This is a genomic window from Mesorhizobium sp. AA23, assembly GCF_001672435.1.
Lineage (GTDB): Bacteria > Pseudomonadota > Alphaproteobacteria > Rhizobiales > Rhizobiaceae > Mesorhizobium.
The window spans coordinates 78,145-101,037 of the sequence record NZ_LYTP01000003.1 but is presented as its reverse complement, the minus strand read 5'-3'; the positions used below and the strand labels follow the sequence as shown (position 1 = coordinate 101,037).

Here is a 22,893-nt window from a genome sequence, read left to right as displayed (position 1 = left end):
ACGGAACGTCATAATCGACAGGGACCAGACCAGCTCGAACCAAACCCGGCTAAACTCAAATGATCAACGATGCCGGAACCATTCCAGAGGAGATGAGAATGTACAAAAAGCTATTTGGCGAAATTGGAAAGCTGCTGGCGGTATCGTCTGTTCTTGCGCTTGCCGTTGCCGGCCCGGCCATGGCCGGAGGCAAGCTGCGGATCCTGACGTGGGATGGCTACGCCGACAAGGACTGGGTCGCGCAATTCGAGAAAGACAATGATGCGACCGTCGAAGTGGTTTTTGCCGGATCTAACGACGAGATGTGGGCCAAGATCCAGGGTAGCCAAGGCAAGGATTTCGACATCTTTGCGACAGCTGCAGCTGGTATGCAGAGATACTATGAGGCAGGCCTCCTCCAGCCGATCGATCTGTCGAAGATCCCAAATCATGCCGGGCAGTTGCCTCAGTTCCAGGATCTTTCCAAGATTGCCGGCGCGGTTCACGACGGGAAGACCTATCTTATTCCCTATGCCTTCAGCCCGATGACGCTCATCTATGACCCCGCAAAGGTAAATCCGGCGCCCACCTCGTGGTCGGTGATGTGGGATCCTCAGTACAAGGGTAAGGTATTGCTCTATGACGACGGCGAAAGCGCGTTCGCTACAGCGGCAATCATGAACGGCGTGCAGACGCCCTTTCATCTGACCGACCAGCAATTCAAGGATGCCATGCCGAAGCTGGTAGACCTGAAGCATAATTCCGCGAGCTTCTACACGTTCGTTCAGGATTCAGTTCAGTTGGCGCAGAACAATGATGCGCCCATCATTTTCGGCGCTTACGCGGATCAGCAGATCAAGGCGCTTGCTGCTGGCGGCCTGAATTATAAGCAGGCCTATCCGAAAGAAGGTGTCATCGCCTGGGTGGATACGTGGGCGGTCACCAGCGGAGCCAAGGGCGATTCCTACGACCTAGCCTTGAAGTGGATCAACTTCGTGATCAGCAAGAAGATTGCCGCAGAGCTGACCGAAAAATCCGGCTACGCCAATTCGGTCACGTCAACCGATACCATACCAGCGGGAACCAAGATCTTCTGGATGCAGCCGGATGAAGATCCAACCAAGCGCACTGATCTTTGGAACCAGGTCAAGGCGACGCCATGACATCGGCCGGCCGTGTCATGTGATGCGGTCGGGCTTCCTCGAGTAATAACTTGCCGCCGTAGCAAAGGGTCCGACATCGATGACAAGAGTAAGGCGAATTCTATGCTACGGCGACAGCAACACCCATGGCTCGGCTCCCGCCAGGAGTTGGTACGACAGTCAGCGGTTCGACGAGACCGCACGCTGGACAGGCGTTCTGACGGAAGCCTTGGGTAAGGGCTTCCGCGTAATCGAAGAGGGCCTTCCCGGTCGAACAACAACTCTCGACGATCCTATCGAAGGCGCCTCGCGCAACGGGTTGACCTACCTCGAGCCCTGCGTCGATAGCCACCGTCCGTTGGACACAATCGTGGTGATGCTCGGTTCCAACGATCTGAAGACACGCTTCAGCCTTACTTCGGAAGACATTGCTCGAGGTTTGGTCGCGCTGATCGAGCTGATCTTGTCCGGCAAATCGGGTCCCGCAGGAACCGATCCCCGCATTTTGGTCATCGCTCCCGCCCCTATCGAGGAAGTCGGGTTTCTCGGCGAGATCTTTTCCGGCGGAGCCGTCAAATCGGGCCAGCTTGCTGAAAAATACAAAGCCGTCGCAGCCCATTTTGGCGCCGAATATCTCAATGCCGCAGAGTTCATTAAGGTGAGCCCGGTGGATGGTATCCACCTGGACCTCCATGATCATGCCGTCCTTGGAAAAGCGATAGCCGGCAAATTGCTGACAATGTTTGGCATGGGGAAGGAACTCTAGTCCCCGTTGCGAAAATGACGGGAGCCGATCAGCCACCTCGGTGATTTGCTGAATTGAGTTTGGGGACTGCGCCGTACCTGGCTTGAGCGGTAGGAAGGTGCTTCACTACGTCGCCCGGCAAAGGGTCAGCCAAACCGCCGCGCGCGCTAGGCAAATACCGACCGGCGCTAAAGCTGGATCGGCCCACGAAACGTCGGCAGAATGCGAACATGTGCTCGATTGCTTTCAGGGCTCAAGTCATGGATTTTCCGCGCTTGTTTGGTTAGATTTGTAAGACAACTGGAGAATCACGCGGATTTTGCGAATGGCTGCTCCAAACGATGAGCGCATCAAGCTGTCGAAGCGCGTCTATGATGGCTTGCGTCGCCAGATCGACGAGGGTGAGTGGCGCGAAGGCACCCGCATGCCTACCGAGACCGAACTGGCAGCAAGCTTTGGCGTTTCACGCCCCGTCGTGCGCGAGGCCCTGGTGCAGCTGCGCAGCGAGGGGATAATCGACTCCCGCCGCGGTTCAGGCAGCGTGGTCATAGCCGCCAACGAGGCACCAAGGCGCAGTTACAGCCCTATCGAGAATGTTGCAGACCTCATCAGCGCGTTCGAGTTCCGATTGACGATTGAATGCGATGCTGCGGCATTCAGCGCGTTGCGAGGCAAGCCGCAGGATCTGGCTGACATCATCTCGGCGCATGAGAAGTTCAAAAGCGATCTGAGCGAGAGTGATTTCGGCGATCTTGACCTGGCATTCCACATCGCGATCGCCAAGGGCACTGGGAACAAACTCTTCGAAGCGACGCTATCGATGCTCAATCCCCAGATACTTTTGGGTATGCGCCTGGTGGGCGAATTTTCGCTGATCGGCAGCACCACTAGAGCCCAGACCGTTTATCGCGAGCACGCCTTGATCGTCGATGCAATCAAGTCGGGTGACGCGCAGGCCGCTTTTGACGCGATGCGGAGCCATCTGCTTCAGTCGCGCCATCGTATCCTTGGCTTTGACGTCCCACCGAATTGGCAAAGGCTGGGGCCGGTCAACACCAGCACGTCAGCTTCTTGACGGCCATTCTTCTACCTGCAAGCTAGAATGGTGTCGGCGTAAGAAAAAATGGCTGGCAGACCGCCTGTATGGATGAACACCACGCGGTCCTTCGCCGTCAGAAGGCCAGCCCTTATATCGGCAAGCAAGCCGGAGAACCCTTTTCCCGAATACACCGGGTCGACAAGGATACCCTCGGTTCGGGCGAGCAAGGCAGACGCCTCTTGAGCATCAGCCGAGGGAAGGCCGTAGCCATCGCCCACCCAATCGGTGGAGTTGCTGATTTCTTCCACCGGCACCGACAAATCGAACCCGAGGATACGCGCCGCCGCCTCACACTGACCGGCAATCGCGGAAGGGAATTCGTAGGCCTCGTTGCGGCTGTCCATCGGGTTGATGCCGCGGATTTGAGTCGGGTGCCCAAGCAGCATTGCCGCCGCCTGCAAGCCGGCCTGCGTGCTTCCCTGAGAGGTCGCATAGATGTGAGTGGGCAGCGCTTCGCCCAGCGCTTCGAACTGAGCAGATATCTCCAGATACGCGTTGACATAGGCGACCGCCGCCAAGCTCAGCGCGGATTCCGATCCCATGCCGAGGATAGTTGGGTTTCGGCCTTCGCGTTTCAGCCTGGCCGCCATATCCTGCTTGGCCCGCTTCACCGAAGCCGTCGCGTCCACGGGCACGATCTTTGCACCAAAAAGCCTGGATATAAGCTGATTGCCTTGAACTTGATCGTAGTGGGCGTCCTTACGAGGCATCAGGATACAGTCGAGACCAAGCCGCGCGGCAGCTGCGGCGAGTTGGCGCGATTGATTTGATTGGGATGCGGCACCCTGGATCACCACGTCGACACCGCGACTAACCGCGTCGCCGAGGATGAATTCATGTTGCCGAACCTTGTTGCCGCCAAAGGCAACACCGGTGCAGTCATCCCTCTTGATCCAGATCCTTGGCCCCTCAAGCCGCTTTGTAAGCTTGGGGCAGTAGTCGATGGGCGTCGGAAGATGCGCCAGCCGCGCACGCGGGAGCGCTTCGAGCGCAGAGCTGAGTTCGGCCTGTGAAACATTCGTCATTCGGATTGGATCCTTTGGATGATGCTCCCGGCGCGATCCGCGTACGCGAAGCGGTCAGATTTCGATCACTCGACCTGTTGCGGCCGCGGTCCGGGCGGCAAGTGCAAATCGAAGCGAAGCTAAACCGTCCTCACCGGCTACAAGCGGCCGGCCAACACCCCTGACGGCATCGGCAAAGGCCGCTATCACACGGGGGTAGGCGTTTTCATGCTCGACGGGGATATCTTGGCGCTTTCCTTGCACGCTTAGCTCCAGCCTTCCGCCGGGCCGCTGCAACAGCACGTCATCGGCAAAAACCGAGGCCTTGGTGCCGTGCAACTCGAGGGTTGTGCGCGCATGCTCGATCGCGAAGCTCTCCGTGATCTGCGCTGTGAGGCCAGATGCCGTTTGAGCTATCGTGGCTACGCCATCTTCAATCCCGTCGGCAGAGATGCCGTTGTTGGAAGTAAAAGCAGCAACGCGCACAAATTTCTCACCCAGTATAAAGTGCAGGGTATCGGCGTCATGAACGGTTAGGTCAAAGAAGACACCTGCTCCGGCCGAAGTGCTTTCGGTGCGCCATCCGCGATTGTCCTGGGGCAGCAGAACACCGAACATGGCTCGAACCGCGACGAGGTCGCCGAGCACGCCACTTTCGACAAGTTCACGTAGCTTGCGGTGGCTATTCATGCCGCGCAAATGATGGTTGATCGCCAAGACAAGATTTCTATCTTTAGCCAACGAAACCATTTCCCGCGCATCTTCCTCGGTCATGGCCATCGGTTTCTCACCCAAGACATGCTTGCCCGCACTGAGTGCCGCCATGGCGCAAGGGGCATGCTTTTCGTTGGTGTTGGAGATGTAGACCGCATCGACGCCGGCGGAGAGCAGATCCTCGAGCGACCCGCAGGAAAGCGGTATGTCATTGGCCCGGGCATATTCGCTCACACGCGCCGGGTTGCCGCCTTGGACGGCAACCACTTCGTTTCCTGGCGTCGCTCTGATCGCGGGGATGATCCACTCGGCGGCTATGCGGCTTGCGCCAACGAGTCCCCATCGAAGTTGCTTTGTCACTGCGCGGATTCCTGATGAACGAGGATGGATGCCAGCCGGTCGCCTAAGCGCATGGTTTGGGCTGCTATCGTGAATGCGAGGTCGACTGCCCTGGACGGCGGAAAGAAGGATCGATCAGCGGCATGCGGCCTTTGGACTTCGCGCGCTTTGCGCATGCTGAATTCGGGGACAAAACGCAGGGGCGGGCGAGCTCGCTCGGTTGCGCGTTGAAGCCAGGCGCCTGTAGTGCAGATCGCTTGGGCAGATGCCGATGGGCACCCGGTGCGGCGCATGATTTGCCACCATGGTGACAGGGCGACGGATGCGTCTCCGGGCCGGAAGCCTGCCACGCAGATGTTTGGATCCAGGCTCATTGAAGGCGCTCGCCGGACTCGCTGTCGAAGATGCTTATGCGAGACGTATCGACGCGCAGCCGCGCCCTGCCGCTTTGGCTCACATGCCCTGCCCGCAGCAGGGCCAGCTGTTCCACGCCGGAATGCTGAAACAAAATGACATCGTCTGATCCCGTCGGCTCAATCAGATTGACGTCGACGTCCATGTCTACGGTCTTCTCGCTGGTGGCGTTGCCCTCCGCCAGGCCATAGTGCTCCGGCCGGATTCCCACCGTGACCCTGCGGCCATCCTGGCGCAAAGCCGGAGCGAATTCCTGCGGGGCCGGCAGGATTGTCCCTGACCTCTCCAGCACCACCCTGCCCCCCTTGCTCACCGCCGGCAAAAGGTTGATGCGCGGGCTGCCAATGAATGTTGCGACAAAGAGATTGGCAGGTCGATTGTAGACCTCGCCTGGTGTTCCAAGTTGCTGAACGACACCCTTGTCCAGGATGGCGATCCGGTTTGCCAGCGTCATCGCCTCGATCTGGTCATGTGTCACGTAGACGGTGGTTCGACCCATCCGATGGTGCAGCTTCTTCAGCTCGGTCCGCATTTCGACACGAAGAAGAGCGTCGAGGTTCGATAGTGGCTCGTCGAAAAGGAAAAGGCTTGGCTCTCGCACCAATGCGCGGCCAATTGCTACCCGCTGCCGCTGCCCGCCAGACAGTTGTCCCGGCTTTCGATCCAGCAAATGGCTGATCTGAAGCAAGTTGGCGACGTCCGAAACCGCCTTGTCACGTTCCGGCTTTGGCAGTTTTCGCATTTCCAGCGGAAAAGCGATATTTTGCCTGACGGTCATCGAGGGATAGAGCGCATAGGACTGGAACACCATCGCGATATCGCGGTGCTGACAGGGGACTTCGTTGAGGACGCGCTCGCCAAGCCGGATTTCGCCGGCGTTGATCCTATGAAGGCCGGCGATCGCGTGGAGCAACGTCGACTTGCCACAGCCCGATGGTCCGAGAAGAACGAGAAACTCGCCGGATGCGACGTCGATGTTGATGTTTTTCAAGACGCACAGGTTGGGGCCGTAATATTTGTAAACGCTATCGATGGACAACGAAGACATGAGCTAAACCTCTCACAGGGCGCCGGATCGGGCGGCGACCGAAATCGCGCTGGAAAAAGCGGGCTGGGTAAACAGATCGGCGATCGAGGGAGCGCCATGCACTGCCGATCGCGGTCGGCAAGAACGCAGGCACGGACGGACGGGCCGCTTCAATTCTGCGCCTTTCTGATCGATGGTTCGGTCCCCGATGTCGGTTGCCAATCACTTGCGATCTCGAAGCCGAGGATCCTGCGCCGCGAGTTCATGAGATGCCGACGCATTGCCAACTGGGCTTGGTCCGCATCTCGGGCCTGAACGGCATCGACGATCATCTCGTGTTCTTCGAAGATCGCCTCGGACCGGGTTGCCGCTTGTTGTTGAGAGAATTCTCCGACGAGGCGCATCCCGAAGACGATCTGCGTGCGCAGCATGCTGAGCGTGGATTCATACATTGCGTTTCGACTTGCTCGGGACAGTGCGAGATGGAACCCGAAATCGGCATCGCCGAAGGTCTCCTCGTTCGACTGGTTCCTGACGATGGCGGAGGCAATGCGAATTTCGTCCAACTCCTCTTCGGTCCGCCTCAGCGCCGCGAAAGCAGCCACATCGCATTCCACGGAGAATCGAAATTCAAACGCCTGGATGAGGTCGGCTATGTTCTCGATCGGCCTGTAGCCACCCGAGTCCAGGCCATTTTTGCCGATCACAAAGTTCCCGGAGCCTTTGCGCGCTCCGATCATGCCCTCCATCCTGAGCCTGATCAAAGCCTCCCGCACGACGGGCCGCGAGACGCCATAGCTCTTTGCAAGCTCGGTCTCAGGAGGGATTCGTGTGCCCTCCGGCCACTCACCGCCTTCGACGAATTGCCGAAGAGCGCCATAGACCTGGTCTGCCAGTTTGAGCTTCATCGCTCTGCCGGGACTTGGGATTTGCACATATTTGTAATCTGTCAGCTAATTTGTTTTACAGCAAGCTGTTTTTGTGCCAAATGTCCGACATTTCCGCAATAAGTCCAGCAACTCGGCGCGGTTGCAAATCTCGGCCGTGCTCTCGGGAGAGACGGGCCAGATGCATCCCGGAGTTCCAAAGGAGAAACGACAAAATGACAGGTGCCTTTACGTACAACGGGTACGAGATCCCGGCCTACCAACCGCCCGCTTATGGTTACACTTCAGTTCTGGTGCATGACGGCCAGGCCTGGGTCAGCGGCAATGTGCCCAAGACCGGCGATGAGGATCTCCACCCGGGCAAGGTCGGATCGGACGTCACGCTCGAACAGGCAAAGGAAGCAGCTGAACTGGCAATGCGCAACGCGCTTGCCTCTCTCGCGCATGCCGTCGGCGGTCTGGACAATGTCGTGCAGATACTGAAGATCACTGTTTTTGTGGCGTCGGCGCCCGGATTCAATCTCCAGCCGCGCGTGGCCGACGCTGCAACCCTTTTGCTGCGTCAGGTGCTTGGCGGACGAGGCAATCACGCGCGCTCTGCCGTTGGCGTTGCCGAACTGCCGCGCAACTCCAGCGTCGAAATCGAACTTGTCGCTGCCGTCAGGTAGGCGCGTGATCCGGATACTTTTGCTGCATCTGTCGAGCGACCGTGTGCTGCTGCGGCAACTTGCGCCCTTTCACCGCATCGGCGCCACGCTCGCCGATCATGATTGACGGAGCATTGGTGTTGCCAGAGACCAGCGTGGGCATGATCGAGGCGTCGATGACGCGCAGTCCGTCGATGCCGTGTACCTTGAGGTCGGTGTCCACGACGGCCATTTCGTCGGAACCCATCTTGCAGGTCCCGGCAGGATGAAAGTCGGTCTTGCTCCATTCTCGAACATAGGCACGCAGATCCTCCTCGCTCGTTCTTTGCGCGCCGGGCAAGTGTTCGGCCTTGTAGATCTTGGCGAAGGCGGGCTGTGACAGGATTTCACGAGCAATCTTGAACCCGTTGACGGTATGCGCCCAATCGCGCTCATGCGTCATGTATTTAGGATCAATGATCGGCTCGGCCGCCGGATCAGCAGAGGCCAGCATCACCTCTCCGCGGCTTTCGGGTCGAAGATAGGCGGTGTTGAGGGTCATTCCGTGGCCCTTGACCTGCACGCGACCATGATCGATGACGTAGGCGGGAAGGAAGTGCATCTGGATGTCTGGCCAATCGGTGTTCCCTTCAGTCGATACGAAGCCCCCGCCCTCGCAGACATTCGACGTGAGCGGGCCAGTGCCGAAGGCCAGGAATTGCAGCGTGTGCCAAGCGGCCATAGGACCCTTGTCGTGGCCGTTATAGGATACCGGTTCCTTGAGGCTGGCACAGCAATAGACGTCCAGATGATCCTGCAAATTCTTGCCGACGCCTGGCAGGTCATGAACCGCTCTCACGCCCGCGCGCTTGAGTTCGGCGGCTGGTCCGACCCCTGAAAGAAGCAGGATTTTCGGAGAATTGATTGCGCCCGCGCACAGTATGACTTCGGATCGGGCCTCAATCCGGCTTGTCTGTCCCTTCATTGCGACCTCGATGCCTGTCGCGCGGCCGTTCTCCACGAACACCCGAAGCACGTGAGCCTCGGTTTGCACGGTCAGGTTCTTGCGATTGGCATTGGGATAGATAAAGGCCTGCGCGGCGCTCGAGCGACGCGCCGCGCGCTGAGTGACCTGATAATAACCGACCCCGTGTTGTTGAGCGCCGTTGAAATCGGTGTTGTAGGGGTAGCCAGCCTGTTGCGCGGCGCGGATATAGACCCGCGTCAGGTCGATCGGCGAACGCTGGTCAGACACGCCAAGCGGCCCGCCCTGACCATGGTAATCGTCAAGATATCGCTCATTGTCCTCGGATTTGCGGAAATAGGGCAACAGATCATCATAGCCCCATCCCTCGTTGCCGAGGTCGCGCCACTGATCGTAGTCGCGACGGTTGCCTCGGATGTAGACCATGGAGTTGACCGAGGACCCCCCGCCCAGAACCTTGCCCTGCGGGAAAAGCATGCGCCTGTTGTTGAGAGCCGGCTGCGGAACCGTTTGCCACTCGTAGCGAAACTTCGGGCCTTGGAGTTTGGCGTAGCCCGCTGGCCAGCGGACCAGCGGACCGTCGTTCTTCTTGCCGAACTCGACAAGAAGCACGCGTGAGCCGGCATCCTCGCTCAGGCGCGAGGCCACGACGCAGCCGGCCGATCCGCCGCCGACAACGATAAAGTCATATTCCTTGTCCATCCTCACCTTCCCCTCAGATGGCCTTGCCGATCCAACGCGGCTGATATCCGCCGCTGCGCAATTGGACAGTTTTGATGTCCATGAACTCTTCGCATCCGACGCGACCAACTTCGCGTCCGATCCCGCTCGCGCCGAGGCCGCCAAACGGTAGTTCAGCGGGCCCGTCGAGATAGGTGTTGACCCAAACGGTTCCCGCCTCCAGCTCCCGCGCAGCCTTCAGCGCCGCGGCTGTGTCGCGCGTCCATATGCCGGCCGACAAGCCGTAGTCGGTGCCGTTGGCGATGGCGAACGCCTCGTCTAGCGTCTCGAAGCTCTGGATAGTGCAGACTGGACCGAATATTTCCTCCTGGGCAATCCGCATGCTGGATGCGACCTCGGTGAAAACGGTCGGGTCGATGTAGCGCCCTCCGGCCTCTTCCCGACACGTGCCGCCAAGGGCGAGCGTCGCGCCCTCGGCCTTGCCGATCTCGATGTAGCCTAGAATCTTGCGATACTGCGCTTCGCTGATGATAGGTCCCATCAGCACATCGTCGCGCAGTGTGTCGCCGACGGGGATGGACCTTGCGGCCTCGATGAACTTTCTCGTGAAATCCTTGGCGATGCCGTTCTGAAGCAGGATGCGACCGCCTTGATTGCACGATTGCCCGGCGTTGAGAAAGGCTCCATGCAAGACGGCGTCGAGCGCGGCTCCCAGATCGGCATCATTCATCACGATATGGGCGTTCTTGCCGCCTAGCTCGAGCGAAACCTTCTTCAACATCCGAGCGCCGATTTCCATGGCGTGTTTGCCCACCGCGGTCGATCCGGTAAAGGAGATCATTCGCGTAAGGGGGTGCTTGAGCAAAGCCTCCCCGGTTAGTCGACCGCTGCCCGTCACGATGTTGCACACCCCATCTGGCAGGCCCGCCTGCTTGAGGATAGGGCCCAAGAGCAGCGTCGTGGCGGAGGTCAGTTCCGATGGCTTCACGACAGCCGCACAGCCGGCTGCAAGGGCAAACGGCAGCTTCTGGCTGACGATCAAGAACGGAAAGTTCCAGGGCGTTACGATTGCGGCCACGCCGACCGGCGCGCGCAGTGTCAAGGCCAAATAGTCCTTACCCAAGCCACCAAAGCTGTCACCTGTGAGAGACCTGGCCTGCGTTGCGGCAAATTCCCACAGCATGGCCGAGCGCTCGATCTCGAGCCTCGCCTGCTTGTGCGGCTTGCCGCTTTCGGCCATTTCGAACCAGGCAAGTTCATCCACATTTTCGCGAATAAGACCGGCGGTTCGCATCAACACGTTGGAGCGTTGCTCCCCGCTCGACAGGCGCCATCCGGCCTCGAAGGCAGCGTGAGCGCGCACACAGGCCTGATCGACCAAGCCTTCCCCTGCCTCATGCAACAGCGAAACCCGCGTGCCGTTGGCCGGGTTGACCGACATAATCTGCGCGCCCTGTCTGAACGACCACGCGCCGTCGATCCAGCTTCCAAATTGTCTGACCGCTTTCGGCGGAATAAAACCAGAAGTCATCCCAAATCCCAGCGTTCCTGTCTGCGTCGCCTTGGCCTAAGTTGTCGAAGCGCGCCTAAACTCCGCCCAAAGCGGCAACAAAATTACATATTTGTCAACCTCTTTTCGCTGGCCACATTTCCAAAAATCAACTGAATGTAAACGGTCGGCCGCACGTTTCATGGGCTCGCAATTGCTAAAAAGGCAGCAAAACCCGCTATGGGCCGGCTCCGAACGGGCCCGGGCAGAGGACAGCGCGTCAGTCTGCATGCAAGATTGATTGACAATTAATCAGAAAACTAACAAATATGGAAACTGCCTGCCGATAATGGAGTGGTGATGGTTTCCCGCATCAACAGAGCGTCCGCCGACATCGGCGGCACTTTCACCGATATCGTCATCGAGATCGGCGGCGTCCGCGCCTCGACCAAGATCCTGACCACCCATCAGGCGCCCGAACGCGCTGTTATCGAGGGCGTGCAGGGACTGCTGGAAAAGCAGGGGCTTGGATTGGGTGACCTTGACGTCTTCCTCCACGGCACCACGTTGGCGACAAACGCAATCATCGAACGCCGTGGTGCCAAGACAGCATTGATCACCACGCAGGGCTTCCGCGACACGATCGAGATTGGCTCGGAAAGTCGCCATGACCAGTACGACATTTTCATCAAGAAGCCGCAGCCGTTGGTGGGACGCGGCCTGCGCTTCACCATACCAGAGCGGGTCGCCTCCGATGGAAGCGTCCTGCTTGAGCTCGACGACACAGATGTCGTCGCGCTCGCGCATTCATTGATGGAGCAAGGCGTTCAATCCATCGCCGTCTCGTTGATCCATTCCTATGCGAATCCATCACATGAGCGGCGTGTGCGGGAAATCCTGTCGGCTATGATGCCTGACGTCTATTTTTGTATTTCGTCCGAGACGTGTCCTGAAGTTCGTGAGTACGAACGCACCTCTACCACAGTCGCTAACGCCTATATCCGTCCAATCATGGCCGGTTATCTTGGCCGGCTCAAATCCGAGTTGGTGCAAAAAGGGCTCAACGCGCCGATCCTGCTTATGACCTCGGGCGGAGGTCTCACGACCGTCGACCAGGCCGCCGATTACCCGATCCGCTTGGTCGAGTCTGGCCCGGCCGGTGGGGCAATCCTTGCAGCCAAGATCGCAAAGGAATGCGATCTTGAAGCCATCGTCTCCTTCGACATGGGGGGAACGACCGCCAAGATCTGTCTGATCGACCATGGCCAGCCGCTGAAATCGCGCAGCTTCGAGGTGGATCGGACCGAGCGGTTCCTCAAGGGTTCGGGCCTGCCGGTCCGGATACCCGTGATCGAAATGGTCGAGATCGGCGCAGGAGGTGGCTCGATCGCCCAGGTCGACAGCATGGGGCGCCTCACGGTCGGTCCAGAAAGTGCTTCTTCGGAGCCGGGGCCGGCTTGTTACGGAATTGGCGGCCGTCGGCCGACTGTCACCGACGGTGATTTCGTGCTGGGACGAATCGACACCCGAAAATTCGCGGACGGCCGCATGGTCTTGCAGCGCGACCTGGCAGAGCAAGCGCTATCCAGCGAGGTAGGGGATAAGTTGCGTGTGACGCCCGTCCAGGCGGCCGCCGCGGTCACCGCAATCGTCGAAGAGAACATGTCAAACGCCAGCCGTGTCCATGCCGCCGAGCACGGCAAGGACCTGCGGCGCCGCGCAATGATCGCCTTTGGCGGCGCCGCTCCGATGCACGCGGCGCAATTGGCAAGAAAATTGTCCTTGGTCATCGTGATCGTGCCCAAGGGAGCTGGCGTCGGATCTGCCATCGGCTTCCTGGAGGCCCCTTTGGCCTACGAGGTCGTTAGAAGCCGCCATAGCCGGATGGACCGCGTCAATAGTGCCGCCATTGTCGACCTCATCGCACAGATGAAGCAGGAGGCCAGCGCCGTGGTTGCTCCGGCAGCTGGGGGCCAACCCGTCAAGGCGCATGTCTCAGCGTTCCTGCGTTATGTTGGGCAGGGCCACGAGCTCGAGGTCGATCTGCCATTCGCAGCAGATGGCGGGATCGACGGCGCGGCTTTGAAGGAGGCATTCGATCAGCGATACAAAGAGGTCTTCGGTCGCTTCCTGCCCAATCACGAAGTAGAGGTTCTCACGTGGACGGTAACCGCATCTGCTGCGCAACCCGCCCTGCCGGCAGATGAGGCCTTAATTGGCCGCTGTCGGAAAATCGAACCGTCAGGCGAGACCCCCTTCACCGAAGTCGATGGCAGCACGATCCACGCTCCTGTCTATGAGCGCTCCGAACTTGACCCGGGCATCGTCCTGAAGGGGCCGCTCGTCATCACCGAGCGCGAAACCAACACGGTTGTTCCGAGAGACTTTTGTGTCGAATGCAATAGGTTCGGCCACCTGGTCCTGACCAATCTTGCCGCACAAGCGGCGCGACCGTCCGAACGCAAGGGAGCCACAAATGGCCGTCAGCCCTGAAATCCAGCAGATTGGGGAGATCGAGTTCCAGATAATGTGGAACCGCCTTATTGCCGTCGTCGAGGAACAGGCCCAGGCCTTGCGCCGCACGGCATTCAGCCCGATCGTCCGCGAATCGGGCGACCTTTCTGCCGGCTACTTCCACCCGGACGGCCGCATGATCGCGCAGGCGGTTACAGGCACGCCCGGACATGTGAATACGATGGCCGCCTCGGTCCTGCACTTCCTGGATCGCTATCCCGCAGGCACGATGCGCGAGGGTGATGTCTATGTCACCAACGACCCTTGGATGGGAACAGGCCATCTGCATGACTTCGTCGCGGTGACGCCCGCCTTTTATAAAGGCCATCTGGTTGGACTTTTTGCATCGACTTGCCATTTCATGGACGTCGGAGGCATTGGCTTTGGCCCGGACGGCCGCGATGTCTTCGAGGAGGGTTTTTATGTCCCCCCGCTGGCAATGATCGCCGCGGGCGAAATCGACAAGACCCTGATAACCCTCGCGCGCTCGAATTCACGCTACCCGGCTGAACTCGAAGGCGATCTAATGTCCCTTGCGGCCTGCAATCAGATCGGAGTGAGCCGGCTGGCCGACATGCTGGAGGAATTTCATCTTACCGATCTGACAGCGCTCTGCGATCAGATTGTCAGGCGCTCACGCGACGCAGCTCTGAAGGCGATCGCCGCAATTCCGAAAGGCACCGCCGAAGCTGAAATGGTGATCGACGGTTACGACCGGCCGGTGACCTTGAAGGCAACCACCCGGATTGCTGAAGACCACATCACGGTGGATTTTACTGGCACGTCGGGACTTTCGGCGCGCGGCATCAACGTGCCCATCAGCTATGCCCAGGCTTATTCGACCTACGCCGTCGCCTGCGCGCTTTTCCCTGATGTGCCGAACAATTCGGGCTCGCTTTCCGTCGTGACCGTCACGGCTCCCGAAGCAACGGTCGTCAACGCCCAACGCCCTGCCCCGGTGTCGTCGCGACACGTCATCGGCCAGATGCTGCCCGACGTGGTCTATGGCTGTCTTGCGCAACTGGTTCCCGAGAACGTTCTGGCCGAGGGTGCGTCAGCTCTGTGGAATCTCATCCTTGAAGACGCGCATGACGCGTGCCTCACCCAAGGTATCGCAGCGACGCGACGCTTCTCGGCGCTGTCGGTTCAGACCGGCGGCACCGGAGCTCGCTCGCGGCTTGATGGGCTCAATGCGACGGCATTCCCGTCGGGAGTTTCTGGCGTTCCCGTCGAGATACTCGAGACCCTGACACCGCTCATTTTCTGGCGCAAGGAATTGCGTGCCGGTTCGGGCGGGGCCGGGAAATTTCGTGGCGGTCTCGGGCAAAGCATCGAGATCGGACATCGCGAAGGCCATCCGTTCTACATCTATGCAGCCCTCGACCGTATCGAGAACCCCGCACGCGGCCGCTTCGGTGGCGAAAACGGTGCTGCCGGAAAAGTCGCGCTGAAGTCAGGCGGATCCCTCAAGGGCAAAGGCAAGCAGTTGGTGCCGGCGGGCGACAGGCTTGTCGTCGAAACACCCGGTGGGGGCGGCTATGGCCCCGCCGACGAGCGCGATGCCGGCAGCCTTACGGCCGATCGCCAAAACGGTCTAATCAAGTGAACTCGAGGAAAGCATGAGCGAACATCACCTATCTGACGAAACGCGAGCGAAGCTGAAGAAGATATCCACCGCATCCATCGCAACGGCGCTCTACAAGCGAGGGCTCCGCAACCAGTTCATTCAGGGCGTCGTTCCGGTTGCGCCCAAACAGGACAACATGGTCGGCCCGGCATTCACACTGCGCTACATTCCCGCGCGCGAAGATCGCAATCCGATCACCGTCTTCCGCAATCCAGAACATCCACAGCGCGTGGCGATGGAGACGTGCCCACCCGGCCATGTCCTCGTGATGGACGCGCGCAAGGACGCCAGGGCTGCGACCGCGGGTTCTATTTTGATCACGAGGCTGGCGTTGCGCGGCGCAGCGGGCGTGGTCTCGGATGGGGGCTTCCGCGATGCGGAAGGCATAGGCGCGCTGGAGATGCCCGCCTACTACGCCAGGCCGTCCGCGCCAACCAACCTGACACATCATGAAGCACTGGACATCAACGTGCCGATTTCGTGCGGGGATGCGCCCATCTTCCCTGGCGATGTCCTGGTCGGGGACAAGGATGGCGTGATGGTGGTCCCAGCTCACCTCGCCGACGAGATTGCTGAGGAATGCACCGGGATGGAAAGCTTTGAGGATTTCGTTCTGGAGGAGGTCCGTGGCGGCGCGTCGATCATCGGGCTCTATCCCTGCACAAAACCGGAAAACCAGGAAAAATATGAAGCCTGGCGCAAAAAGGCAGGACGCTAGACCTAAAGCCGCCCCGTCCTCCCGGGGCCGGCCTGGCGGGCTGCGATCCTCCCTCCGCGGCCCGCCATCTTTTTGACTGTCGCGACAGCGAACGGCCGATGCCCCGGTCTTAGTCACCATTCATCTGATCGATCCGAAGCTTGTTGAACGGATGACGAGCTCCGGTGCCGAAGTTCGACAGATATGTGTCGTAGTGGAATTCCTTGGCCTCCAGGACGACCATGGTCACCACCCAAATGATAAGGGTGAGGCCGAGGCCGACGGCTAGGCTCGAGATCCAGTATTGCGACAGGCCTGTCACCACCGCGCCCAACGCCAGGGCCACGGTGAAGTACCCGACGATCTTATGGTAGGCTTCGAACCATCGGCGTTGCGGACTCATGTCATAATGATCGCCCCGACCGACGGTCGCGCCCGTGGCGCTCTGGGTGGATGCATCGGGGCCGCCATGGGTCCCGCGAAGGCGCGCGCTCACAAGCTGGAGGATCCCGAGGATGACGGTCGCAATGCCAAACACCGCGTGGATCGTGGCACTCAAGCCCCCGTTCGCCAGCAAGGCGATCGACCCTCCACAAAAACTGCAGAAGGCGAGAAAGGAAAGTCCCAGGCGATGAACGGTGAACCAATAGAGCTTGCGACCAAGTTTAGGACTTCCCCTCGGTATGCCTTCGCGAGAGGGCGGCGGCTTGCCGTACCGGGTGAGAAGAACAATGCCAGGGACTAGAACGATCCAGATCGTGGACATGAGCCAGGCGTGATATTCCCAATGCGCTTCGAGTGCGAAGCCTAAGGGCAATTGCAAGGTCGTAGTAGTGTCCATATGTTGCTCATCCGTGTCGCGCGCTATCCATCGTGCCACCTCGGAGCCGTTGCTGACGCCAGTGGCGAGGATCCCAAAAACCCGCGGGGGCCCCTACCCCTTCACGGAACCGGCCATTAGGCCGCGAAGGAAGTACTTCCCAGCAAGAACGTAGATGGCGATAGTTGGCAGCGCGGTCAGCACGACTGCGGCCATGTCGACGTTGTAGCGCTTCACTCCAGTGGTCGTGTTGACAATATTGTTCAGGGCCACCGTTACCGGAACGTTGTTGCCGGACGTAAATGTCGTGCCAAAGAGGAAGTCATTCCAGATATTGGTAAACTGCCAGATCACCGCAACGACGATACAAGGGATCGAAATCGGCAGGATGACCCGAAAGAAGGTTTGATAAAAACCGGCGCCATCGACCTTTGCGGCCTTGACCAATTCTGCAGGCAGGGAGACGAAATAGTTCCTGAAAAAAAGCGTTGTGAACGGGATCCCATATACCACGTGAACCAATATAAGGCCGGGCATAGTGTTCGCCAGGCCAACTGCGCCAAGCGAACGAGCCATTGGGATGAGGATGATCTGAAATGGAATGAATACGCCAAACAGGAGCAGGGCGAATACAACGTTGGACCCACGAAATTTCCAATGCGTGAGCGCAAAGCCGTTTATGGCTCCGATCGCGGTTGACAACCCGACAGCGGGAACGATCAGGATCGTCGAATTCAGAAAGAAGCCCTTCAAACCTGAACATTGAAGGCCAATGCAAGCTTCGGACCAGGCTTGCTGCCACGCTTCCAGGGTTGGCGCCTCCGGCAGCGAAAGCAACGAGCCGTTGCGTATCTCGTCGATATTCTTGAGAGACGTAAATACCACGACAACGAGCGGCAGCAGATAGACAGCCGCGATGAAGATCAGGCAGCAATAGATGAATGCGCGCCTGAGATGATAGCGCCCTCCCCTCTCGACAACGATGCTGTCATGCGTCATCGCGTTGTTTCCTCACGTCGGAATAGAGATAAGGTGCCACGACCGCGGTAACTGTCATGAAAATCATCATGGCACTCGCGGCGCCCACTGCCATCTGGTCTCGACCAAATGTCTGCATGTACATAAAAGTCGCAGGAAGATGTGTGCTGTTTCCAGGGCCTCCGGCGGTTAGCGCCACCACCAAGTCGAAGCTCTTCACTGCCTGCTGCGTTAGGATGACGAATACAGTCAAGAAGGCTGGCCCGAGTTGCGGTATGATGATGCGCCGGTAGATTTGAAAGCTGCCGGCCCCATCAAGCCTCGCGGCCTTGGTGATATCCTCGTCAATTCCTCGGAGCGCCGCCAGGAACAGGGCCATAACGAATCCGGATGACTGCCAGACCCCTGCAATGACGAGCGTGTAGATGGCAAACCGAGGGTCCACCAACCAGTCGAACCGGAAGCTATCCCAGCCCCATAGCCGTACCATTCGCTCGATGCCGAGACCCGGATTGAGGATCCACTTCCAGGCGGTTCCCGTCACGATGAACGACAGCGCCATCGGGTAGAGATATATCGTTCGGAAGAGGCCCTCGGCGCGGATCTTCTGATCGACCAGGATCGCCAGCGCCATTCCGATAATCGATGCGATCGCGATAAACAGGATCGCGAAGATGAAGATATTATCGACCGCGATCCGCCATATCGGATTGCTCCAGAGGCGCCAGTATTGATCGAAGCCGACAAATTCATAGGATGGCAGCATCTTGGATGCTGTGAACGACACCACCCCCGTCCACACCATGAAGCCATAGACCGCCAGAAGGATAATAGCGACCGACGGAGCCAACGCCAGTTGGGATGCGTTGCGGGCAAGCCATAGCTTGGCGCCGGAACCCTCACGCCATTGCACGCGCTTCGCGGTTTGCTGGACCGGGAAAGTCGTTGACACCAGGAATCCTTTCGTCTCACGAAGGCCGACGATCGCAGCTTGGTTGGGGCGGCCGCGATCGTCGCCTGACCTCGATCTGGTCCGCTACTGCGCGGATTTAAGGCCGGTTACGAGTTGGTCGATCGCTTGCTGCGAGGTGACGCTGGGCGTTTCGAAGAAAGTTGAGACGACGTCGGTGAAGACGCCTGTTTTCGTTGCTCCGGCCGCGGCATTGTGTGCCAGTGACGGCAGCGATTTCTGGCTCTTTTGGGCTTCCGCCCGGTCCGCAAAGGCGGCCTTTCCGCAGAAATCGAACTTGTCCATGGAAACGTCGAGTCGCGACGGGATCGAGCCCTTCTTGATGTTGAACGCCTCCTGGAACCCTTTGTCCAGGATTGCCGACGCCATGGCGAGCTGGCCGGCCTGTTTGTCCTTGTCCTTGGTCTTGAAGAAGCCGAAATTGTCGGTCAGCCAGACGTAACTTCCCTTGGTGCCCGGGGCGGGTACGCAGCCGTAGTCGACGTTGGGCTGCAGGTTGGCGAGCGACAGCTCGCCCTTCGCCCAGTCTCCCATGATCTGCATTCCGGCCTCACCCTTGATCACCATCTGGGTAGCAAGGTTCCAGTCGCGGCCGGGATAATTGGAATCGACATATTTGTTGATTTTACGCAGCTGATCGAAAACCTTGACCATCGTGTCGCTGCGAAGCGCGGCTTCATCCTCATCGATGACAGCCTTGCGGTAGAAGTCGGCGCCCCCGATGCCAAGGACAGCATTCTCGAAGAGGTCCAACTCCTGCCAGGGCTGACCACCCAGGGCCAGCGGCGTCACGCCCTTGGCGAGGAGCTTTTCGGAAACTTCGTTGAATTCGTCCCACGTCGTCGGAGGCTGCAGGCCCGCGGAATCGAAGACTTTCTTGTTGTACCAGAGCCAGTTCGAACGGTGCACGTTCACCGGAACCGCGACATACGACCCGTCATGCGAAATGAGAGGAACAAGTTCCGGCGCAATCACCTTGGCCCAGTCATCCTTCGCGGCGAGATCCGTCAGGTCGGTTAGCACGCCCTCGGATGCCCAGGCCTGGACCTGCTGGGCGTGCATCTGTGCCGCGGCTGGCGCGGTATCGGATGCGATGCGGGCGCGCAGAACCTGCACCATGTTCATCCCGGTGCCGCCGGCCACCGGCGAGTCGCTCCAGGTGACGCCACGCTCCTCAAGGAGCTTCTTGAGCACATTCAGCCCGGCCGCCTCGCTGCCACTGGTCCAGTAGTGCATGACCTCCACGTTCGGGCTCCCCGCCAACGCCATCGTTGTCGAACCGGACAGCAACAAGGCCGTCGCGAGGACCAGATTCCGATTAAGCATTTCTCATTCCCCTTTGTAGCTACGGTTGCGAAACAAGGTTGTTCGTTACGGTCTTCCGGGCGTCTGTCGCCTTCTTCTTGGCATCATGCGGGCCGCCCTTACCGACGCCGACACCCTCCGCCTTGCCAACCGTTCAGACTCGCCACTACAGGCCGCCCGGCTTCAGATGTCCGACTTATCGTTAGCTTTTATGACATATATGTCAATCTACAATCAGGGGCACGACTCCGAGTTCGAACCGTGGCCGGCATCGCATGCAGGCGCGAACCGGAGCTAAGACCCCGTTAAAGCGCGATAAAATCGAAAATCAGACCGTCGCTCTCAGATGGTTTCGGCCTCGCAGCAGGTTGACAAATAATATTTTGGTCAGACAAATTATCAGCATGCGGCTGGTCCCGCACCCAGGGAGTGAAGGAGTCATCGCGATGAACGGGAAAGTAGTCTCTTGGGGCCTGATCGGCGCCAGCACCATCGCACGCGAGTGGATGGTCGACTCCATACGCAAGCATCCGCTGGGTAAGGTTAAAGCTGTCGTCAGTGGCGATCCGAGCCGCGCCCAAGCTTTTGCGGACCAGAAGGGTATACCTGACGCCTATGGCTCGCTTATGCCGATGTTGAGCGATCGAGAAATCGACGCGGTCTACATAAGCACCAAGAACGATCAGCACCTATCGCAGGCACTGGCCGCCATCGAAGCCGGCAAGCACGTGCTTTGTGAAAAGCCGCTGGCTCTGCAGCCGAAAGACGCGCAACTGATCGTTGAGGCCGCCGAACGCAAGGGCGTGGTACTCGGTACGAACCACCATCTGCGCAACATGGAGAGCCACCGAGCGATAAAGCGGCTCCTGCACGAGGGAGCGATAGGAAAAATCAACTCGATCCGCATCTTCCATGCGGGATCGCTCCCCGAGAGCCTAAAGACTTGGAGGCTCTTCGACAAAAGCGCGGGCGCGGGGGTTATTTACGACATCACCGTGCACGATGCAGATCTCCTTCGGTTCTATCTGGACAGCAATCCCACAAAGATCACCGCGCTGGCGACCGCGTCTGGCGAAGGGGCCAACGGCATCGAGGACAGCGTCATGTCGGTATGGGAATTTTCAGGCGACATCTTGGTGCAATGCCATGACAGCTTTGTCGTCGGTTATGGCCCGCGCGGCGTTGAAATCCATGGCTCGGCCGGCAGCATTCTTGGCATCGACGTCATGTCACAGGCCCCTGGCGGCAGGGTCGTTTTGCGAACATGTAACGGTGAGCAAGACATACCTCTTGAACTCAAGGTCACTTATGACCGCGGTGTTTCCGATTTCATGGCCGCTATTCAAGGTGAGGGTGAGCCCTCCTCGACGGGCGAGGACGGTGTTTGGAGCGTGAAGTTGGCAAAGGCGGTGGCGCAATCGGCCGCCACAGGTCAGACAGTCTTGATTGGGCAAGTGTGAGGCCCGATTGCGCGACAATTCGTAAACTGCCCATGCGCCATCCGGTTCTCGACGTGAACGAGAATTAAAACGAAATCTCCTCGGCGGTTCGGCGCTCAACGTTATATCGGATGGCGAGCATCAAATTAGCGGCAAGCACGCTCCATGCTCGGACGGATGCCGAGCAGGTTAGCCGAGATTTGGCGCTGCAAATTCACTAGCAATAAGGCGGTAGCGCTGGGCGCCACCAACCTTGGATGGCGCCGGTTTGTGCCCAAGATAAATCCTCGGACAAGACCGGCCAAGCGAGATCAGCGCTTCATGTTCGTTGGTCGCCATGATCGCAGCCAATTGGCGGTACGATATGCTCGGCCCAACAATTTCCGCCACGGATCCCGCGGCTATCGTGGTCTCGGAGAGTTCGGTGATGTCCACGGCGATCAGATCCATGGATACGCGGCCAACAATCGGCGCCGACCTGCCGTCGAACGCAACTTGCCCATGATTGGATGCGATCCGACTATAGCCGTTCGCGTAACCAACCGCGATCACGGCAATGCGCCGATCCGACGGCGCATGCCAGGTCGATGAGTAGCCGACCGGGTCGCCGGAGCGGAGTTGTCGAACCTGGATGACAGGAGCCAAGACGATCGCCGGTTCGGACTTTGGGTTGTCGCCATCGGCCAGGGGATGGATCCCGAACAGCGACTTTCCGGGCCTTGTGATATCCCCATGAAAAGAGGGATCCAGGAAGATCCCGCTTGAGTTGGCTATCGACAGCGGGGCGGCCGGCAGCTTTGCAACTGCGGCCCTCAGCGCCGCGACTTGCCGCTCGCAAAATGCGATATGCATGTCGTCGGCGGCTGCGAAGTGCGTCAGGTAGGCACGAATATCAAGCAAATTGACCAAGTCGACGATTTCCGAAATGCGACCATGCGCCAATCCCAGCCGATTCATGCCTGTATCGATATGGACGAAGACGCGAGGGGGACGCATCGTCTTGTGCGCCACTGACACAGCCGCCGACAGCTGTTCATGACTGTTTATCACCGGCACGATCCCGGAGGCGACCGCTTCAGCCATTGTCGAACTGTTGGCACCGTCCAGCACGGAAATGACGCACTCGGGCTCGAGGTGATCACGCAACGAAAACGCGTCATCCAGACGGGCGGTAAAAAACAGGCGCGCCCCCGCTTCTTGCAGCGCGAGAGCGCTTCTCAGCATGCCGTGGCCGTAGCCGTCGCCCTTCACAACGGCCGCAGTCGTTCCTCGCGATCTGCATGCCAGAAGCCGATAATTCGTGCGGATGGCTTCCAGGTCGACAATCATCGCCGGACCGTCGCTTGGCTTCATCGGGAATTGACGGGGACGCCGAAGAGGAAGGAGTGGTCGTCATGTTCCTTGGGCGGTTC

General features: G+C 59.1%; 19 protein-coding genes. 8 read left to right on the top strand and 11 right to left on the bottom strand.

The window, feature by feature from the left end; all coding sequences use genetic code 11:
• Window positions 1-59: 59 nt before the first annotated feature.
• From A9K66_RS04945 to A9K66_RS04935, 3 genes are all read left to right on the top strand, one after another.
• Window positions 60-1,142 (top strand): extracellular solute-binding protein, encoded by a 1,083-nt coding sequence (locus A9K66_RS04945; RefSeq protein ID WP_082953711.1) that lies wholly within the window; start codon window positions 60-62, stop codon window positions 1,140-1,142.
• 79 nt (window positions 1,143-1,221) lie between these two features.
• Window positions 1,222-1,887: an SGNH/GDSL hydrolase family protein gene (locus A9K66_RS04940; protein WP_067320435.1), complete on the top strand. Its 666-nt coding sequence runs from the start codon at window positions 1,222-1,224 to the stop codon at window positions 1,885-1,887.
• Window positions 1,888-2,191: 304 nt separating this feature from the next.
• On the top strand, window positions 2,192-2,941 hold the full coding sequence (locus tag A9K66_RS04935; protein ID WP_067320431.1) for a FadR/GntR family transcriptional regulator: 750 nt from the start codon (window positions 2,192-2,194) through the stop codon (window positions 2,939-2,941).
• An 11-nt stretch (window positions 2,942-2,952) separates the two neighbouring features.
• Here A9K66_RS04935 and A9K66_RS04930 read toward each other — a convergent pair whose 3' ends face one another.
• From A9K66_RS04930 to A9K66_RS04915, 4 genes are all read right to left on the bottom strand, one after another.
• Complete coding sequence (locus tag A9K66_RS04930) at window positions 2,953-3,990, bottom strand: pyridoxal-phosphate dependent enzyme (RefSeq protein WP_067320429.1); 1,038 nt, start codon at window positions 3,988-3,990, stop codon at window positions 2,953-2,955.
• Window positions 3,991-4,044: 54 nt separating this feature from the next.
• Window positions 4,045-5,043: a Gfo/Idh/MocA family oxidoreductase gene (locus tag A9K66_RS04925; protein WP_067320422.1), complete on the bottom strand. Its 999-nt coding sequence runs from the start codon at window positions 5,041-5,043 to the stop codon at window positions 4,045-4,047.
• Between the two features lie 349 nt (window positions 5,044-5,392).
• Window positions 5,393-6,484, bottom strand: a complete 1,092-nt coding sequence (locus tag A9K66_RS04920; RefSeq protein ID WP_067320419.1) for an ABC transporter ATP-binding protein — start codon at window positions 6,482-6,484, stop codon at window positions 5,393-5,395.
• A gap of 149 nt (window positions 6,485-6,633) precedes the next feature.
• A complete protein-coding gene (locus A9K66_RS04915) occupies window positions 6,634-7,371 on the bottom strand; it encodes a FadR/GntR family transcriptional regulator (RefSeq protein ID WP_067320416.1) in 738 nt (245 codons plus the stop codon).
• Window positions 7,372-7,565: 194 nt separating this feature from the next.
• On the opposite strand from A9K66_RS04915, the gene A9K66_RS04910 reads away from it, so the two are divergent.
• Window positions 7,566-8,018 carry a RidA family protein gene (locus A9K66_RS04910; protein ID WP_082953710.1) on the top strand — a complete coding sequence of 151 codons (453 nt, stop codon included), beginning with the start codon at window positions 7,566-7,568 and terminating at the stop codon, window positions 8,016-8,018.
• On the opposite strand, the gene A9K66_RS04905 is transcribed toward A9K66_RS04910, so the two are convergent.
• Both A9K66_RS04905 and A9K66_RS04900 read right to left on the bottom strand, forming a co-directional pair.
• On the bottom strand, window positions 8,011-9,663 hold the full coding sequence (locus A9K66_RS04905) for a choline dehydrogenase (protein ID WP_067320413.1): 1,653 nt from the start codon (window positions 9,661-9,663) through the stop codon (window positions 8,011-8,013). The two genes, A9K66_RS04910 and A9K66_RS04905, sit on opposite strands and share 8 nt — an antisense overlap.
• A 13-nt stretch (window positions 9,664-9,676) precedes the next feature.
• The gene (locus A9K66_RS04900) at window positions 9,677-11,173 is read right to left on the bottom strand and encodes an aldehyde dehydrogenase family protein (protein WP_067320404.1); all 1,497 of its coding nucleotides are present in this window, start codon (window positions 11,171-11,173) and stop codon (window positions 9,677-9,679) included.
• Between the two features lie 318 nt (window positions 11,174-11,491).
• On the opposite strand from A9K66_RS04900, the gene A9K66_RS04895 reads away from it, so the two are divergent.
• Genes A9K66_RS04895 through A9K66_RS04885 form a run of 3 tightly spaced genes read left to right on the top strand, consistent with a single transcriptional unit; the run spans window position 11,492 to window position 15,990 of the window.
• Window positions 11,492-13,624, top strand: coding sequence for a hydantoinase/oxoprolinase family protein (locus A9K66_RS04895; protein ID WP_067320402.1), 2,133 nt, complete (start codon window positions 11,492-11,494; stop codon window positions 13,622-13,624).
• On the top strand, window positions 13,608-15,251 hold the full coding sequence (locus tag A9K66_RS04890; protein WP_067320399.1) for a hydantoinase B/oxoprolinase family protein: 1,644 nt from the start codon (window positions 13,608-13,610) through the stop codon (window positions 15,249-15,251). The genes A9K66_RS04895 and A9K66_RS04890 overlap by 17 nt, the downstream gene beginning before the upstream one ends.
• Window positions 15,252-15,264: 13 nt before the next feature.
• Window positions 15,265-15,990, top strand: coding sequence for a ribonuclease activity regulator RraA (locus A9K66_RS04885; RefSeq protein WP_067320397.1), 726 nt, complete (start codon window positions 15,265-15,267; stop codon window positions 15,988-15,990).
• Window positions 15,991-16,099: 109 nt separating this feature from the next.
• On the opposite strand, the gene A9K66_RS04880 is transcribed toward A9K66_RS04885, so the two are convergent.
• From A9K66_RS04880 to A9K66_RS04865, 4 genes are all read right to left on the bottom strand, one after another.
• Complete coding sequence (locus A9K66_RS04880) at window positions 16,100-16,810, bottom strand: cytochrome b561 domain-containing protein (protein WP_067320394.1); 711 nt, start codon at window positions 16,808-16,810, stop codon at window positions 16,100-16,102.
• A 93-nt stretch (window positions 16,811-16,903) separates the two neighbouring features.
• Window positions 16,904-17,788, bottom strand: coding sequence for a carbohydrate ABC transporter permease (locus A9K66_RS04875; protein WP_067320391.1), 885 nt, complete (start codon window positions 17,786-17,788; stop codon window positions 16,904-16,906).
• Window positions 17,778-18,680: a sugar ABC transporter permease gene (locus A9K66_RS04870; RefSeq protein ID WP_067320721.1), complete on the bottom strand. Its 903-nt coding sequence runs from the start codon at window positions 18,678-18,680 to the stop codon at window positions 17,778-17,780. Before A9K66_RS04870 ends, A9K66_RS04875 begins: the two co-directional genes overlap by 11 nt.
• Window positions 18,681-18,803: 123 nt before the next feature.
• Window positions 18,804-20,063 (bottom strand): ABC transporter substrate-binding protein, encoded by a 1,260-nt coding sequence (locus A9K66_RS04865; RefSeq protein WP_067320387.1) that lies wholly within the window; start codon window positions 20,061-20,063, stop codon window positions 18,804-18,806.
• A gap of 425 nt (window positions 20,064-20,488) precedes the next feature.
• Here A9K66_RS04865 and A9K66_RS04855 point away from each other — a divergent pair, with 425 nt between their 5' ends.
• On the top strand, window positions 20,489-21,502 hold the full coding sequence (locus tag A9K66_RS04855) for a Gfo/Idh/MocA family oxidoreductase (protein ID WP_067320718.1): 1,014 nt from the start codon (window positions 20,489-20,491) through the stop codon (window positions 21,500-21,502).
• A gap of 168 nt (window positions 21,503-21,670) precedes the next feature.
• On the opposite strand, the gene alr is transcribed toward A9K66_RS04855, so the two are convergent.
• Window positions 21,671-22,834 carry an alanine racemase gene (gene alr, locus A9K66_RS04850; RefSeq protein ID WP_067320376.1) on the bottom strand — a complete coding sequence of 388 codons (1,164 nt, stop codon included), beginning with the start codon at window positions 22,832-22,834 and terminating at the stop codon, window positions 21,671-21,673.
• Window positions 22,835-22,893 lie beyond the last annotated feature (59 nt).

What these genes read in the sequence shown, in the direction of transcription:
- A9K66_RS04880 (WP_067320394.1), bottom strand. Translation starts at nt 16,810, where the DNA reads ATGGACACTACTACGACCTTGCAATTGCCCTTAGGCTTCGCACTCGAA.
- A9K66_RS04865 (WP_067320387.1), bottom strand. Translation starts at nt 20,063, where the DNA reads ATGCTTAATCGGAATCTGGTCCTCGCGACGGCCTTGTTGCTGTCCGGT.
- alr (WP_067320376.1), bottom strand. Translation starts at nt 22,834, where the DNA reads ATGAAGCCAAGCGACGGTCCGGCGATGATTGTCGACCTGGAAGCCATC.
- A9K66_RS04905 (WP_067320413.1), bottom strand. Translation starts at nt 9,663, where the DNA reads ATGGACAAGGAATATGACTTTATCGTTGTCGGCGGCGGATCGGCCGGC.
- A9K66_RS04875 (WP_067320391.1), bottom strand. Translation starts at nt 17,788, where the DNA reads ATGACGCATGACAGCATCGTTGTCGAGAGGGGAGGGCGCTATCATCTC.
- A9K66_RS04910 (WP_082953710.1), top strand. Translation starts at nt 7,566, where the DNA reads ATGACAGGTGCCTTTACGTACAACGGGTACGAGATCCCGGCCTACCAA.
- A9K66_RS04855 (WP_067320718.1), top strand. Translation starts at nt 20,489, where the DNA reads ATGAACGGGAAAGTAGTCTCTTGGGGCCTGATCGGCGCCAGCACCATC.
- A9K66_RS04935 (WP_067320431.1), top strand. Translation starts at nt 2,192, where the DNA reads ATGGCTGCTCCAAACGATGAGCGCATCAAGCTGTCGAAGCGCGTCTAT.
- A9K66_RS04930 (WP_067320429.1), bottom strand. Translation starts at nt 3,990, where the DNA reads ATGACGAATGTTTCACAGGCCGAACTCAGCTCTGCGCTCGAAGCGCTC.
- A9K66_RS04900 (WP_067320404.1), bottom strand. Translation starts at nt 11,173, where the DNA reads ATGACTTCTGGTTTTATTCCGCCGAAAGCGGTCAGACAATTTGGAAGC.
- A9K66_RS04895 (WP_067320402.1), top strand. Translation starts at nt 11,492, where the DNA reads ATGGTTTCCCGCATCAACAGAGCGTCCGCCGACATCGGCGGCACTTTC.
- A9K66_RS04890 (WP_067320399.1), top strand. Translation starts at nt 13,608, where the DNA reads ATGGCCGTCAGCCCTGAAATCCAGCAGATTGGGGAGATCGAGTTCCAG.
- A9K66_RS04945 (WP_082953711.1), top strand. Translation starts at nt 60, where the DNA reads ATGATCAACGATGCCGGAACCATTCCAGAGGAGATGAGAATGTACAAA.
- A9K66_RS04885 (WP_067320397.1), top strand. Translation starts at nt 15,265, where the DNA reads ATGAGCGAACATCACCTATCTGACGAAACGCGAGCGAAGCTGAAGAAG.
- A9K66_RS04915 (WP_067320416.1), bottom strand. Translation starts at nt 7,371, where the DNA reads ATGAAGCTCAAACTGGCAGACCAGGTCTATGGCGCTCTTCGGCAATTC.
- A9K66_RS04940 (WP_067320435.1), top strand. Translation starts at nt 1,222, where the DNA reads ATGACAAGAGTAAGGCGAATTCTATGCTACGGCGACAGCAACACCCAT.
- A9K66_RS04920 (WP_067320419.1), bottom strand. Translation starts at nt 6,484, where the DNA reads ATGTCTTCGTTGTCCATCGATAGCGTTTACAAATATTACGGCCCCAAC.